A 15,263-nucleotide genomic window follows, 5' to 3' on the forward strand; every position below is an offset into this window, starting at 1 on the left:
ACGCGGGTAAAGCTTGCGCGAGGCCTGTTCGAGGAAAAAGACGCCTGTTGAAACAACACTTTCAGCGCTTTGGTGAAAGTGGTTCGGGATCGGGAGGGGAGGACTTTACTTGCCGCCGGTCACGTCGAGGAAGGTCCCGGTCACGAAAGACGCCTCGTCACCCGCCAGCCACAGGATCGCCCGAGCCACTTCCTCGGGTTGCCCACCGCGCCCCATCGGAATCGAATCCTTCACCCGGTCGACCCGTCCCGGCTCGCCGCCGCTGGCGTGCATCTCGGTATAGATATGCCCCGGACGAACACAGTTGACGCGGATACCTTCCCGCGCGACTTCCTTGGCGAAGCCTGTGGTGAAGGTCTCAAGGGCACCCTTGGAGGCGGCATAGTCGACGTACTCGTTCGGGCTGCCGAGGCGCGCCGCGGCCGACGAGATGTTGACGATGGACCCGCCGCGTCCACCATGACGGTGCGACATGCGTTTGGAAGCATGCTGGGCGCAGAGGATCGGGCCGATGGCGTTGACGGCGAACACGCGCTGCATCCGTTCGAAGCTGAGGTCTTCAAGGCGCGATTGCAGTTCCAGGACGGCCGCGTTATTCACCAGCACATCGATCCGACCGAAGGTTTCGTCGATGGCGGCGAATAGCTGCTCCACCTGTCTCGGATCTGCACTGTCCGCGCGCACGGCCAGGGCTTGACGCCCCATGGCTTCGATGTCCGCCACGACGGACTGCGCGGCCGATGCGTTGGAAACGTAGCTGATCGCCACATCGTAGCCTTGCGCGGCCGCAAGCCTTGCGGTGGCGGCGCCGACGCCGCGGCTTCCGCCGGTGATGAGGATGACGGGTGCCTGGGGAGCGTTGGTCATGGGCATGTCCTATTTGCTTGTACTTGCGCGAGCGAGAGTGAGGCCAGATTCATACATACCAGCAATTGAAGGCAGAGCAAGACGAACCCCAGCCCAAGAAAGGTCCTCGAAAGTGCAATACCGGCTAATGCCTCGCATTGACGCGCGCGCCCTTTACTCACGGACCCGGCCATGAACCCCGCCACCTATCACGTCGTACATCTCCTGCTGATTCTCATCATGGCCGGATGTGGCCTCGCCAGCTGGCGAATTTATTTCCGCTATAGCCGGGCGCACGCACCGGAAACGTCGGCGCTTGCCATGATGCGGAGGCTTCGGCGAGAGGGGAACCCGGATGGCACGTGGATGCTTGTGGAGTCCGCTGTAGCCTTAGCCGCAGGTATCGGTCTGCTGATCCTGCTTTTCGTCCGCTAGGGCGACGGACGCATAGCCAACGTTCGTTTCATCGAACGGAGCCGGCAACAACACACGTATCGACACAGGGCGCCCGTCGCGCGGTCACAGCCCAGAACAAAAGCGCCAGACCACTAACGCCCGCACCCAACGCACAAACACCATCCCAACCATACCGCGCATAAGTCATCGTGGTCGACATCGCACCCAAGCCACTTCCCACCGAGTAAAACAGCATATAAGCGCCGACAAGCCGGCTATGCGCGTCCGGCCGTGTGCGGAAGATCAGGCTCTGGTTGGTCACGTGGATGGCCTGTCCGCCCATGTCGAGCAGGACGATCCCGAGGGCGAGCCACCACATGGACGCGCCCATATAGGCCAAGGGCAGCCATGCCGCGATGAGAAGGACGAGCGCCAAGGCCGAGGTCCGCTCGCCGTGCCCCTGGTCGGCCCAGCGCCCGGCACGCCCGGCCGCCAGTGCGCCGATCACGCCCACCAGGCCGAAGGCACCGATGGCCGTGTGCGAAAAGCGGTAGGGCGCCGCGCTGAGCGGCAACACGAGAGCGCTCCAGAAGACGTTGAAGGCGGCGAACATCAGCAGGGCGATCAGGCCGCGAACGCGCAACACTCGCTCGTCGCGGATAAGCGTCGCCATCGACGCGACGAGATGCCGGTACGTCATGTGGTTCGCATGGACGGGGAGATCGGGCAGGGCTCGCCAGAGCATCGCCGCCAATCCAAGCATGAGGGTGGCAGCGAAGGCATAGACACTCCGCCAACCAGCGATGTCACTGATACCGCCGGCGACCACGCGGGCTAAAAGCAAGCCGATGAAGACCCCGGCCTGGGTCGTACCCACCACACGTCCCCGTTCATTGTCACCCGCGGCGTTTGCCGCATACGCGATCAAGCCCTGGGTCATCGCCGTGCCGAACAGGCCGGCGCCGAGCATGCCGACGAGAAGTGCCGTGGCGTTGCCGGCAAGCGTAATGATCATCAGCGCACCGATAAGCGCCAGCGCCTGGATGAGCATGAGACGGCGGCGGCGGACGATATCGCCGAGTGGCACGACGAAGAGCAGCGCCAGGGCACAGCCCACCTGCGTCGCCGTGACGACCCCGCCAACCACCGCCGGAGTGATCGCAAAGTCGGCGGCCACGGCATCGAGCAAAGGCTGCGCGTAGTAGACATTGGCGACGCTCACCCCACTGGCGCAGGCGAGAAGGGCAAGAAGTGCGCGGGATAGGCGTGGGGGTGGCTTCATGGAGTTGCTCGATGGCAAGACGAATCCGTGAGGAGCCTAGACGCGTTGGTTTCAAAATGCAACTAAATGGCAGTCACCTGCGCGCAGGTGACATGGGGACCCTTCAGGAACCGAGTGCTAACGCGTAGCCTGCGGTCCATCGTGTAGGTCGGCGGACGCAACCGCTTGATTTCGTCCGCGCCGCTTTGCCTCATACAAGGCCTGGTCCGCCATGGTGACGGCATTTTTCCAACTGTCCCCGCCATGGAAGAGATGATGGCCGATGCTGACGGTACATCTCAGCGCATGCTCGGACACCACCGTAATGGAGAAATCCTGCACCGCTGCGCGCAGTTCCTCGGCAAAGTCCTGCACGGCCTGTTCATGCGTGTCGATCATCAACACCATGAATTCCTCGCCCCCGATCCGTGCCAGGAGGTTGGGGGCCAGGGTATGGCGATGAAGGAGCGTGGCAATCGCCTTGAGCGCCTCATCGCCACCCGGATGGCCCCAGCGGTCGTTGATCCGCTTGAAATGATCGACATCGACGATCAGTACCGCGAACCGTCGCGTTGGTTGCGATGTATCGGCGGCGACCCGCTCGCCGAGCTCCCACATGACGCGCCGGTTGGCTATCCCCGTCAACGGGTCTTCCTTGGCCAGCTGGACCAGCTCGGCGTCGAACTGCCGGCTGAGCATCCACAGGATGCACGGCGTGATCACCCATGTCAGCAGCAAGCGGGATAGCAGGCCGAAGGCGGAGGTCGGATCGTGGGACCCACTCGTGAGCGGGTGTAATTCCCACCACGACACCCGCATGAAGAGCGCAGCCGCCCACAGGAAATGAAAGGCCGCGGCGACTCGTGCCGCCAGCCTCTGCGCCTCGTCGCGACAGCGCCAGAAGGCGATGCCGGTTGCGACGGTCAACAAGCCCTTGAGGCTGCCGCCAGCGACCACCATGAGGCCCAGGTCTTCGCCACGATTGAGGACGTACAGCACCTCCACTGCCCCGATGATCGCCGCAACGAACAGAACGCGTTCGAAGCGAAGCGGGTGATCGAAGTAGACCAGGACCGCCATCAGGCCGAAGGCCGTGCCCAGGTCGATAAGCAGGTTGCCGAGCAATCCCAGGCCGAAGAATTCGATCCCGAACGCGGGAAGGACCAGGGTGGAGAACCCCGTGGCGATCAGCGCATGACTGGCCCCCCATAGGGCGAGTCCGCGGATGTGACGCGTCTTGCGAAGGCTCAGGTGGAGGGCGATGAAGATTGCAGAAGAAAGTGCCGCGAGTAACGCATTGACGATCAGCAAGGTGCCAGCGTGCGTCAGTCTCGCAAGCGTTTCCACGATGATCCTCCCGCACGGTGTTCGAGGTCCCCACGCCTCGTGGCGAGTATATCCAAAGGTCCAGGCAAGTGATGGAGGGGGGCAGGGGGTCCGCGTAGCGCACCGGATATCGTCTTTTTGGCCAAACCGTCGCGACTGCCCGGGAGAGTGTATGGTGAGTGCCCACGTCCCAATAATTGGGCAGGTCATTCCTGTGGTTGGTCTAGAGAGTGATCGGATCGTTGAGGCGCTCAGGCGGCGGGCGGGCGACAACCCCGATATTGCCGGCGTCGTCCGGTCCATCGTTACCATCTGGAACGAGATCGACGCGTCCTTGGGGCCGATACTTGGGAAGCGCGGCGTCGCCATGCTCTACAGGCGAAGCCTGTTTCTCACCGGTGCGAACCATGGGTGGCTACCTCGCGTGGGTGAGGGCCAGCCCACCGCGTTGGACCTCGCACCTTTGCAGGCCACGTTGATGCAACAAGGCAGCACCGTCGCCCTCGATGGGGGCAGCGCGCTTTTCCGAACGTTCTACGAGCTGCTTTCGAGCTTGGTCGGCCCCTCGTTGACGGAGCGCCTGCTCCGTCCGATCTGGGACAACTGCTAAACCGATTCATGTAGGACACTCCACAATGAGCACCCGATCGATAATCACTCGCTTGGCGACCGGCGTGCCGGGCCTGGACGAGGTGCTGGGCGGAGGTCTGCCAGAGTTCTCATTCAACCTCATCGCCGGACCTCCAGGCTGCGGCAAGACGACCCTTGCGCACCAGATGATGTTTTCATTGGCCAAGCCGGAGCGGCCTACGCTCTATTTCACGGTGCTTGGCGAGCCACCACTCAAGATGCTGCGCTATCAACAGCAATTCGCGTTCTTCGATGCGGAACTGGTCAATGGCTCGATCCACTTTATCAACCTGACCGATGAAACACTCGCCGGCGACCTGGATCAGGTACTGCGCCGGATCGTCGCCGAGGTCGAAAAATACAATCCCGCGCTTATCTTCGTGGACTCGTTCCGCTCGGTCGTCCTGGCGAACAGCGCGCCGGGCAACGAGCACAACAGCCTGCAGCAGTTCGTGCAGCAACTGGGTATGGTCATGACCAGTTGGCAGGCCACGACCTTCCTGATCGGCGAATACTTCGCCGAGACCGACGCCAATCCCGTTTTCACGGTGGCCGACGGCCTGATCTGGCTTCGTCAGAGCGTCCAGCGCAACTCGATGGTCCGCAAGATCGAGATCATGAAAATGCGCGGCCAGCCGACGCTACCCGGCCTGCACACCTTTCGGATCAACGCGGACGGGATCAGGGTGTTCGCACCGGCGCGGGTGCTGGCCCCCCTCGCACCCAAGCTGTCGACGGGCGGCGCGGATGCCCGCCTGGGCACGGGTGTGTCGAAACTCGATGCGATGCTCGGCGGTGGCGTGCCGCGGGGTTATTCGCTGCTGGTGGCCGGCCCTTCCGGCTCGGGCAAAAGCATCCTGGCGGCCGCCTTCCTGGTGGAAGGGGCTCGCAACGGCGAAACCGGCGTCGTCGCGGCTTTCGAGCAGATTCCCAACCGCGAGCGATCCCCGCTGCTCGCGGGATTGATCGAGCAAGGGAAGGTTGGCCTCGTCGACACCCAGGCTCCCGACCTTTCGATCGACGAAATCGTCCTCCTCTTACTCACCGAGGTTCGTCGCCTGGGTGCGACACGCGTGGTCATCGATTCGCTTTCGGGTTTCGAACTCGCGTTGGCGCCAACCTTTCGACCCGATTTCCGTGAATCGTTGTCCCGCATGGTGTCCGCGCTCGCCGCGGAAGGCGTCACCGTGCTGATGACCTCCGAGCTCGAAGATCGGTATACCGACCTGCGCTTCAGCCCTTACGGCACCGCGTTCATGACCGATGCGATCATCGTGCAGCGTTACATCGAGGTCGAAAGTCGACTTTTGCGTGTCATGGCCGTGGTCAAGGTGCGCGCCAGCACGCATTCGAACGAGTTGTGCGCGTATGAGATACGAGACGACGGCATCCACATCGGCACCACGCTTCCAGAACAAGAGGGACTACTGGGCGGACGCCCCATGCGAAAGCCACTGCCGGATTCCCATTCCGTCAACGATAATCACGACCATGAATGACTCGCCTCCGCGCCGCCCGCCATGGTGAAGAAGCGCCATACGCAGGGTACCGACGCCGCCATCCCAGGCGAAGAAGCCCGTGCGGCTCTCGCAAAAGAAGCGGGTATCCTCGCGGCGGGAACCCATTCCGCGTTTGCGGATCGCGTCGCCCAGTTGATCGCCGCGAACGAACCGCTGGTCCTTGCCTCGTTGCGAATTCAAGACGAGGCCGATGCTTCCGCTCTTGCCCTGAAGGCACTATCCCTGTCTGTCGGAAAAGATGCGGTCGAGCGTGAACATCATTACGAGCAGTTACGCGACGCGAACGAAAAGTTGGTTCTGGCCGCACTCGACGCGCACCGACTGTTGGATGCCGCGGAACTGGCCCGGGTCAGGCACGCCGATTTTCTCGCCGTGCTTGCCCATGAGTTGAGGACGCCCTTGACGCCCATCCGCGTGGCCGCATCGATGCTCGACGAAGCGCGTATGGAAGACCTGCCCAGGATGAAGGCCGTTATCGAGCGTCAGGTGCTGCACATCACCCGATTGCTGGTGGATGTGCTGGAGGTCTCGCGCCTCGGTGTCGGCAAACTGCGTTTGACCAGGAGGATTCTGGATATCGCGGAAATCCTCGAACAAGCCGTCGATACGTGCATGCCGGCCATGGATGAGCGCAAGCAGCGCCTTCATGCGAACCTGCCACTGACGCCCGTGAAGATCCATGGCGACCCGGTGCGCCTTGCCCAAGTCTTCGTCAATCTGCTGGACAACGCCTCCAAGTACACCCCCGAGGGTGGGCTGATCGAACTGACCGTAACCAACACGAGCGACGCGCTGGTCGTGACCGTGATCGATAGCGGCATCGGCATGACGAAGGACACGTTGGCCACCATGTTCGAGCCCTTCGTGCAGGACCCAAAGGCTGTCGCATTCAATAGCGATGGCTTGGGTATCGGATTGACTGTCGTTCGTGAGTTGGTGGAGGCTCATGGCGGCCACGTGACCGCCATGAGCGAAGGCATCGGGAACGGAAGTCAATTGATAGTCTCACTTCCGCTCGGTGAGGAATCGCAACCCACCTGACGTTTCCCGAGTCCTGGCTCGAACGCCTGCGCCGGCTAGATATGCATACCCCCCGCCACTTCGATTCGCTGCGCATTCACCCATCCGAATTCATCGGAAAGAAGCGACGCGATCACCGGGCCGACATCTTCGGGAACGCCTACTCGCCCGAGCGCCGTGTGCTCGGCGACGGCTTTATTGACCTGGGGATTGTCGCGGACGATGCCGCCGCTGAAGTCGGTGGCGATCGCGCCCGGCGCCACGACATTGACGGCGATCCGACGCGGTCCCAGTTCCAGTGCCATGTAACGGCTTAGCGTTTCGACGGCAGCCTTGATGGAACCGTATCCGATGCGGTTGGGCATGGCGAAGCGGGCCAGCCCCGAGGAAATGTTCACGATACGGCCGCCATCGTTCATGAGTGGCAGCAGCTTCTGTACCAGGAACAGGACCCCCTTGAAGTGGACGTTGTACAGCGCATCCATTTCCGCCTCGGTGATCGTTTCCAGGCCGGCGCCTGACGACGTGCCGGCGTTGTTGACGAGGTAATCGAAACGTTCGGCCTCGAGGGTTACCAACGCTTCACGGACCTGCGTCGCGAAGCGATCGAACGTTTCGCTCTTGCCCACGTCCAGCTGCAGGGCGATAGCCCGCGCTCCCGCGTCCGCGGCAAGCGCGACCACGCTTTCGGCTTCTGCACGATTGGCGTTATAGGTGAATATCGAGCGGACCCCGCGCTTGGCGAGGGAGAGGACGGTCTGGCGGCCGATGCCACGGCTGCCGCCGGTGACGATGGCGATCTTACTGTTTGACATGGCTTGATTTCTCTCTGGAGGATGTGTGCGTCGGCACAGGGGGTGTTTGCGACATTCTGGCGCCGAGAGTCGACGCACTGAATGCCGAAACCGTCCTGTTTCTTGCCTATTCCTGCCTTGAGGATTAGCCTTGGCCAGGCATGCGGCACGAGGAGTCATCGGACATGCCCGACCCGTTGGTGGAAGCGCTCCTGCGTTACACGGAAAGCCATCCCGGCGAGAGCCCGTTCATGACGGCGATCGAGGGCATGGCGATCATGCGGTCGGATCATCCGAAGCCGCCGTCCCACATGCTTTCCCGGCCAGCCATGTGCATCGTGGCCCAGGGCGCCAAGTGGGGCATGTTCGGCGGCAACCGGCTCGAGTACCGGGCAGGGCAGGCGCTGGTCATCGGCGTGGAGACGCCATCGATTGGGCGTGTCGTCGAAGCCAGTCCGGGCGAGCCCTGCCTTGTTCTCGCCTTCGAACTCGACCTCGCGATCGTGCGCAGCGTCGCGGAGGGACTCGACGCGCCGCCAAGGGCCAGCGGAGAGCCTGGGCGCGGCGTCTTCGTCACGGATTTCCAGGGTCCGCTCGCCGATTGCGCTTTGCGCCTCGTCCGGCTGCTCGATACGCCCCAGGCGATTCCCACGCTTTATCCCGTCGTCATGCGCGAGATCTGTTATTGGCTCCTGACCGGCCCTCATGGCGGAGACGTGGCCCGGATGACGCTCGCGAACGGGCCGTCACAGCGGGTGATAAAAGCCATGCACACCTTGCGGACGCGCTTCACCGAGGCGATCCGGATCGAGGAACTGGCCGCGATCGCACAGATGAGCCCTTCGGCGTTCCATCGCCAATTCAAGGCGCTGACTTCCATGACGCCGCTCCAGTACCAGAAGCAGCTTCGTCTGCTCGAAGCGCGCCGGTTGATGATCTCGACCGCGTTCAACGTCGAGACGGCATGCTTCCAGGTGGGTTATGAAAGCCCGTCGCAATTCAGCCGCGAATACGCGCGGATGTTCGGGATTCCGCCGAAACGCGATGCCAGGCAGATGCGGGCCGCTTTCCGGCACGATTCGCCGGCCCAGGCCCTGGGAACGATCGCCCTATAGCCCTTTTGGATTACACTCCAGCAATCATGCCCTACGCCCGCCATCGTTCCCGACGATGCGCCGATGACGCATTCACCGGCGGCGGGCGGTACGTGAGCCCTCCAAGCCAAGCACGCCCTGACCCTTGCGGAGACATGCCGCCGGCAGGACGACGTCGCCGGTTCCGGCGCTAGCGGCTGGCCGGGACCGTCGACCCTTCGCCGCACCGATTCCCCTGGCTTCGGAGCGAACCCATGTCCATCAACGAAGAAAAACTCAATGCCTTCCTCGGCAAGGCGGTCGGCGACCTTGGCGCCGCGTTCAGCGCGGTGCTCGTCCTGCTCGGTGACGAGCTTGGCTTGTACAAGGCACTCGCAAGCGAATCCCTGACTCCCGCCGAGCTGGCTACACGCACCGGCACCAACGAACGCTATGCGCGCGAATGGTTGGGTAATCAGGCGGCCGGCGGTTATATCGACTACGACGCCGCGTCTGGTAAATACCAGCTCAACGAAGAACAAGCGGCGTGCCTGGCCGACCCGGCCGGCCCGGTCGATCTTTCCGGTGCCTATGAAATCGCCCTCGCACTGTTCCACACCTATCCGCGCGTGCGCGACAACTTCCGTACTGGCGCAGGCATGGAGTGGGGCGAACACCATCCCTGCCTCTTCCACGGCGTCGAACGGTTCTTCCGTGGCGGCTACCACTCGCACCTGTTGGGTACCTGGCTACCGGCATTGGAAGGCGTCGTCGACAAGCTGGGGCGGGGTGGCAAGGTGGCCGACATCGGTTGCGGACACGGCGCGAGCACGGTGCTGATGGCGAAAGCCTTTCCCGCATCGCACTTCGTGGGCTACGACTATCACGCGCCGTCGATTGATGTCGCTCGCGAGCGCGCGAAGGAGGCCGGCGTGAGCAACGCCTCGTTCGAGCAGGCGGATGCGTCGGGATACGAAGGACGTGATTTCGACCTCATCACCTTCTTCGATTGCCTGCACGACATGGCCGACCCCGATGGTGCGGCCCGGCACGCGAAAGGCGCATTGAAGGACGACGGCACGTGCATGGTCGTGGAGCCTTTCGCTGGCGACAGCACGGCGGACAACCTCAATCCCGTCGGTCGTGTGTACTACGCGGCGTCGTCGATGATCTGCGTACCGGTGTCGCTCGCCAGGCATGGGCCGGCCCTGGGTGCCCAGGCGGGCGAGGCGCGCCTGCGCAAGGTGATCGTCGACGCCGGCGGCTTTCGTCGTTTCCGTCGCGCTGCCGAGACGCCGTTCAACATCGTGCTGGAAGCACGACCATGAGATCCGTATGCGAATTCGGCATGTATAAGCAGATGCATCGAGAAACGCGAAACAGGTCCTAAAGTCCGCCTCCCCACGGCCGATAACGACCGAAGTCTCAACGAGCGGGGAAGCTCCGATGGCTCGCTATACGATCAAGGTCCGCATGGGGTTGCGGCTTGGGCTGGTACTGACGTTCCTGGTGATAACCGGCCTGGTCGGCCTCTACGGCATCGACCGGGCCAACGCCAATACCGGCGAGGTCTACCAGCACGCCAGCGACCTGCTGGCCCGGCTGGAAGCGGAGCACGGCGGTGCGTCCTTCGTCACGGCGAGGCATTCACTCGACGCGCTGGCCCAGGAGCAAGCCGCCGAAGGACGCGACATCCGCAATGCCGAACTCGGCGCGGTCTTGGCGGGCCTCCTGCTTTCCGTGATCTTCGACGGCATCTTCGTCCGCTCCGTCACCGTGCGCATCCGGGACGCCCTGGCCCTGGCCCGCACGGTGGCCGACGGTGTCCTGGACAACCGCATTCCCGCGCTCTATTCCGATGAAATCGGCGAACTTCGTGCCGCCTTCCGCGACATGGACGAGCGCCTCGCGGGCGTGATCCGCAAGGTACGCGATGGTGCGGGCGCGGTGAACGTCGCCGCGGTGCAGATGGTGTCGGATAACGAGGTCCTGGCTCGCCAGCTGATCGAGGATGCGGCCGGCTTGCGCGAAACGGCCACGGGCATGGAGACGGTGTCCACCCTGGTGGTGCAGACCGCGGAGCATGCCCGCCATGCCGACCGGCTGGCCGCCGAGGCACGTAAATGCGCGGAGGATGGCGGCGACGTCGTCGCGCAGATGCAACAGGCGATGAGCGCTATAGGCGATTCGAGTGACCGCATCGCGGACATCGTCGGCCTCATCGACGCGATCGCCTTCCAGACCCGCCTGCTTGCCCTGAACGCTGCCGTGGAAGCCGCGCGTGCCGGCGAGCATGGGCGCGGTTTCGCGGTCGTCGCTGGCGAGGTGCGCAACCTTGCCCAGCGTTGTACCGCGGCGGCAGGTGAGATCAAGCAGCTGATCGCCGACAGCCGCGACAAGGTGAGCGACGGTGCCCAACTGGCGAACAGTTCCGGCGACACGCTGGCGAGGATCGTGCATAGCGTGCGCGAACTCACCGACGTGGTGGGTCACATCGCTCGCGCCAGCGCCCAGCAGTCCGATGGGGTTGGCAAGGCCAGCGTGTCGCTCAACCAGATCGACCAGGCCATGCAGGCCCATGAATCGCTATTGCGGCAAGCCAGTTCCGCCAGCCGCCATATGCTCGAGCAAGCCGATGGCCTCGCCGACAACGTCGCTTTCTTCACCTTCGCACGCACTTGACCGTCGCATAGGAATTCCCATGGAACAGCACTACGACATGGTCATGGTGGCGTACTCGTTCGTGATCGCCACTCTCACCGGTTACTGCGGCATCGAAATGACGGCACGCGTGCGCGCCGCTGCGCCGGAGGAGAAGACGCGCTGGATCGTCGCCGGCGCTTTCGCCTTCGGTACCGGCGTATGGGCCATGCATTTCATGGGTATGGCGGCGCTGACACTCGGGGTGCCGGTGACCTTCGACCTGCCGATCACCGTGGCCTCCTGGCTGGTCGCGGTGGTGGTGAGCGCGATCGGCTTCTATGTGATCCGCGACGGTGTGCGCCTGGTGACCTGGCTGATCGCGTCGGTGCTGATGGCCACCGGGGTCTGCCTGATGCACTACGGTGGCATGTACGCCATGCGCATGTTGCCGGGCATCGAATACCGGCCGCTCCTGTTCTGGGCTTCCGCCGCGATCGCGCTGGGTGCCAGCGGCGCGGCCTTGTTAATCATGACCTGGTTGCGCACCAGCCGACACTGGACCCATGTGGCGTTGCGTCTGGGTGCCGCGCTGGTCATGGCGGTGGCGGTGACCGGCATGCATTACACGGGGATGGCGGCGGCCATGTTCGCGCCGGGATCGTACTGCTCACCTGGGAATCAGCTGAGTGACGCGTGGACCATTCTCGGACTGGTGATGGTGGCGACGGCCGTGGTCAGCCTGTCGCAATGGTGGGCGTTGCTCAAGTAGAAAACAGCGCCCATTTTCCGATGGCGCCTACAGACAAATGTTCATGCCTGTTTACGACACCGCGCGCACGGAGGGCTGTGTGCGCCACTACATCGACCCGGAAGCCTCCGCGCACGACCTGTTGAACGACGCCACCGCGTGGTTGCAGTACGCCCGTGGCCTTACCGGATTGCTCGCCGACCTCGTGCATGAATCCGACACCGTGGACTGCGCGCAGTTGGCGCTTTCGCTTGAGTCCATCGGTGCACTCACGCTCATGGGCGTGCAGTGCACGGCGCAGGCGCATGCGCGGATGTGTTGGGAACAGACGAGTGCTGTGAGTGAGCAGAACCGCGCTGTCAAAGGGGCCGACACCGCGATTGAAACGATCGAGTGAGAACTTTCCTCACCTGTGTGTTGCGCCACTTAAAAGTGGCTAGACTGCGCACCTCAAAATGGGCACGGAGGGCCTGGCGTGAATGGATCGACAAAGGCTGCGCTTGCGGCGGCGATGTTCCTGGTCGCTTTAGCTAGCGGCCTCTACCTGTCGGGTCAATTGACCCTCGTGCTGCTCGGCGTCGAGACGCCGTTGACTTGGCGGACATGGTGGGACTACCACGGCGCGTTGGTGTACCCGCAGTACGCGCCGTACGCGTGGAAGATCAAGGCGGCGGGCGTGGCGGGGTACGGGTTGCCCGCGCTGGCCTGGATCGGAGGTCTCGTACCGTTGCTGCGTTCGTCGCGTTCGACGGCGCTCCATGGCGACGCGCGTTTCGCCACGCAGCGCGACTTGGTGAAGCGGGGCCTGCTCAAGGAGTCGCCCGACGGCATCGTCGTCGGGCGGTTCGGTAAGAAGCTGATCCGGCTCAGTGGCCAACAATTCGTGATCCTGGCCGCGCCCACCCGATCGGGAAAGGGTGTCGGGGTGGTCATCCCCAATCTCCTTGAATACCAAGGCTCCATCGTGGTCCTGGACATCAAGCAGGAGAACTTCGACCTGACCAGTGGCTGGCGTAAGTCGCAAGGCCAGGAAATCTTTCTGTTCAATCCGTTCGCCGAAGACCGGCGAACACACCGCTGGAACCCGCTGAGCTACGTTTCTCCCGATCCGGCGTTTCGGATATCGGACATCCAATCCATCGCGGCCATGCTGTATCCCGACGTGAGCGGCGACCAGCGGTTCTGGAGTAGCCAGGCACGCAACGCCTTCACGGCCTTCACGCTTTACCTGTTCGAGAACTTCGATCAGGAAAGGACCCTGGATGTCCCGTCGGGCGTGAAGCCGTTCCCGACGCTGGGCGAGGTCTACCGGTTATCGACCAGCGACGGAGGCAACTTGCGTGAATATCTGCAACGCCTGACGGCGTGGCCGCACCTCAGCAAGGATGCGAAGACCGCCTTTGCCAACCTGCTGTCGCAAGCGGACGAGACGTTCGCCTCGATCATGGGCAGCTTCAAGGAGCCGCTGAACGCCTGGATCAATCCGGTGCTGGACGCGGCCACGAGCTGCAACGACTTCCTGCTCACGGACGTGCGCAAGAAGAAGATGACCATCTATATCGGCATTCAGCCGAACAAGCTGGCCGAGAGCCGCCTGATCGTCAATCTGTTCTTCAGCCAGCTGATCAACGTCAACACGCGGGAACTGCCGCAGAGCAATCCGGAACTCAAGTATCAGTGTCTGCTGCTGATGGACGAGTTCACCGCCATCGGCAAGGTCGACATCCTGGCCAGCGCCGTGTCGTACATGGCCGGCTACAACCTTCGCCTGTTGCCCATCATCCAGAGCATGGCGCAGCTGGATGCGACCTACGGCAAGGACATCTCGCGGACGATCATCACCAACCACGCCTTGCAGATCATCTTCGCGCCGCGCGAGCAGCAGGACGCGAACGACTACTCGGACATGCTCGGTTATACGACGGTGTCCAAGGAGAGCGTGTCGAAGGGCAGGGACGTGTCACGCAGCCGGTCCGACGAGCGGCGGGCGCTGATGCTGCCACAGGAGCTCAAGGCAATGGGTATGGACAAGGAGGTGATCCTCTATGAAGGCATCGCGCATCCGGTGAAGTGCGAAAAGATCAGGTATTACCAGGACAGGCATTTTACGTCGAGGTTGTTGCCACGGATCGAAATACAGGAAATCAACCTCAAAAGGTCCGAACTCAAGGGCAAGGGTGCAAAGGTCGTGGCCACAGCCAGCCGTAAGGCACGTGCTGCACTGGGCCAGATGGCTGCAGCGGCTTGAAGAAGCATCACTCCATGGAGAGATCATGCACGTGGAAGATAATCATCGAGCCGCAACAGCGGAGAACCCACAGCCAAAGGATGTTCTGAAAATTCGACGCGTGGCGATGTTCGTCGCTTTGAGCACGGCGGCGGTAGATAGAACGGCTGCGTATGAGTGGGTGGGCAATTTTGCCGGTGCTACGCAAGTGGCGTCGAAGGACGGATTCTCTTCAGATAATGCTGGCACTTTAGCGATCTTTTCTCGTTACCGCACGATCTCCGTCGATGGAGGAACCTGCTCGGTAGGTGCCGGTGGTGATGAGGACGGGCTAAATCGACATCCCTATGTCGAATGGAAAGATGCGCGGAAGTATTACCAACGATGGTTGAAGAAGCTGGATATTCCATCGGGCTTTTACGAAGGGCGTGCAACACACTGCTTACGAGAGCGTGAGTCGATCTTCGTCTTGCTTCAACTCGATACGCATTCTCAACGATCGATGTCCCAGGGCGTACTTCACTTAGTGAAGTTGCGAGTAGCCGATGGATTCGTTGAATCCGATACCGAGATATTGGTCCCGGGTGTTCGCGGGACTTATTCGGCATGGGTGGAAAAGGATCTTTCGAACCTACGAGAAAGGGAAGGTGAAATTGTCGTGGTCGGTAAATATCGATATCTCGATGCCGAGGAAGACATTTCCTTTTCCGTCATGCTGAAAATGTAGTTATCAGGAGGCTAGAGAGAATATTCCATGGACGCTAGAGAAGAATTCATTG

The 15,263-nt window shown here is 62.4% G+C and carries 14 protein-coding genes and 1 pseudogene; 11 read left to right on the forward strand and 4 right to left on the reverse strand.

The features are described from left to right. Positions 1-105: 105 nt before the first annotated feature. Entirely contained in the window at positions 106-867 is a 762-nt protein-coding gene (locus ACN9M2_RS09440) for an SDR family oxidoreductase (protein WP_426287813.1), read from the reverse strand. Between the two features lie 171 nt (positions 868-1,038). Between ACN9M2_RS09440 and ACN9M2_RS09445 the strand changes: the two genes are divergently transcribed. Then, positions 1,039-1,281, forward strand: a complete 243-nt coding sequence (locus ACN9M2_RS09445; RefSeq protein ID WP_426287814.1) for a hypothetical protein — start codon at positions 1,039-1,041, stop codon at positions 1,279-1,281. 28 nt (positions 1,282-1,309) lie between these two features. Here the strand turns inward: ACN9M2_RS09445 and ACN9M2_RS09450 are convergent, their stop codons facing one another. Together ACN9M2_RS09450 and ACN9M2_RS09455 are read right to left on the reverse strand one after the other, a co-directional pair. Further along, positions 1,310-2,524 carry an MFS transporter gene (locus ACN9M2_RS09450; protein WP_426287815.1) on the reverse strand — a complete coding sequence of 405 codons (1,215 nt, stop codon included), beginning with the start codon at positions 2,522-2,524 and terminating at the stop codon, positions 1,310-1,312. Between the two features lie 117 nt (positions 2,525-2,641). Then, positions 2,642-3,850: a diguanylate cyclase gene (locus ACN9M2_RS09455; RefSeq protein WP_426287816.1), complete on the reverse strand. Its 1,209-nt coding sequence runs from the start codon at positions 3,848-3,850 to the stop codon at positions 2,642-2,644. A gap of 346 nt (positions 3,851-4,196) precedes the next feature. Here ACN9M2_RS09455 and ACN9M2_RS09460 point away from each other — a divergent pair, with 346 nt between their 5' ends. From ACN9M2_RS09460 to ACN9M2_RS09470, 3 genes are read left to right on the forward strand one after another with little or no spacing between them, the layout of a single operon-like run. Next, a complete protein-coding gene (locus ACN9M2_RS09460; RefSeq protein WP_426287817.1) occupies positions 4,197-4,439 on the forward strand; it encodes a hypothetical protein in 243 nt (80 codons plus the stop codon). A gap of 25 nt (positions 4,440-4,464) precedes the next feature. Continuing rightward, entirely contained in the window at positions 4,465-5,958 is a 1,494-nt protein-coding gene (locus ACN9M2_RS09465) for an RAD55 family ATPase (protein WP_426287818.1), read from the forward strand. Between the two features lie 21 nt (positions 5,959-5,979). Further along, positions 5,980-7,020 (forward strand): sensor histidine kinase, encoded by a 1,041-nt coding sequence (locus tag ACN9M2_RS09470; protein ID WP_426287819.1) that lies wholly within the window; start codon positions 5,980-5,982, stop codon positions 7,018-7,020. Positions 7,021-7,055: 35 nt separating this feature from the next. On the opposite strand, the gene ACN9M2_RS09475 is transcribed toward ACN9M2_RS09470, so the two are convergent. Beyond that, a complete protein-coding gene (locus ACN9M2_RS09475; protein WP_426287820.1) occupies positions 7,056-7,814 on the reverse strand; it encodes an SDR family NAD(P)-dependent oxidoreductase in 759 nt (252 codons plus the stop codon). Positions 7,815-7,978: 164 nt separating this feature from the next. Between ACN9M2_RS09475 and ACN9M2_RS09480 the strand changes: the two genes are divergently transcribed. The 7 genes and pseudogenes from ACN9M2_RS09480 to ACN9M2_RS09510 all read left to right on the forward strand — a co-directional run bounded on the left by ACN9M2_RS09480 (position 7,979) and on the right by ACN9M2_RS09510 (position 15,211). Next, positions 7,979-8,908 (forward strand): AraC family transcriptional regulator N-terminal domain-containing protein, encoded by a 930-nt coding sequence (locus ACN9M2_RS09480; RefSeq protein ID WP_426287821.1) that lies wholly within the window; start codon positions 7,979-7,981, stop codon positions 8,906-8,908. 233 nt (positions 8,909-9,141) lie between these two features. After that, positions 9,142-10,194, forward strand: a complete 1,053-nt coding sequence (locus ACN9M2_RS09485) for a class I SAM-dependent methyltransferase (protein WP_426287822.1) — start codon at positions 9,142-9,144, stop codon at positions 10,192-10,194. A 118-nt stretch (positions 10,195-10,312) separates the two neighbouring features. Next, positions 10,313-11,548: a methyl-accepting chemotaxis protein gene (locus ACN9M2_RS09490; protein ID WP_426287823.1), complete on the forward strand. Its 1,236-nt coding sequence runs from the start codon at positions 10,313-10,315 to the stop codon at positions 11,546-11,548. Between the two features lie 19 nt (positions 11,549-11,567). Continuing rightward, the gene (locus tag ACN9M2_RS09495) at positions 11,568-12,278 is read left to right on the forward strand and encodes an MHYT domain-containing protein (RefSeq protein ID WP_426287824.1); all 711 of its coding nucleotides are present in this window, start codon (positions 11,568-11,570) and stop codon (positions 12,276-12,278) included. Between the two features lie 79 nt (positions 12,279-12,357). Then, complete coding sequence (locus ACN9M2_RS09500) at positions 12,358-12,654, forward strand: hypothetical protein (RefSeq protein ID WP_426287825.1); 297 nt, start codon at positions 12,358-12,360, stop codon at positions 12,652-12,654. 114 nt (positions 12,655-12,768) lie between these two features. After that, positions 12,769-14,412 (forward strand): annotated as a pseudogene (locus tag ACN9M2_RS09505) (type IV secretory system conjugative DNA transfer family protein); the annotation flags it as partial. Positions 14,413-14,530: 118 nt separating this feature from the next. Continuing rightward, complete coding sequence (locus ACN9M2_RS09510; protein ID WP_426287826.1) at positions 14,531-15,211, forward strand: hypothetical protein; 681 nt, start codon at positions 14,531-14,533, stop codon at positions 15,209-15,211. The last annotated feature ends 52 nt before the right edge of the window (positions 15,212-15,263 follow it).

The organism is Luteibacter sp. E-22 (assembly GCF_049913125.1).
Taxonomy (GTDB): Bacteria; Pseudomonadota; Gammaproteobacteria; order Xanthomonadales; family Rhodanobacteraceae; genus Luteibacter.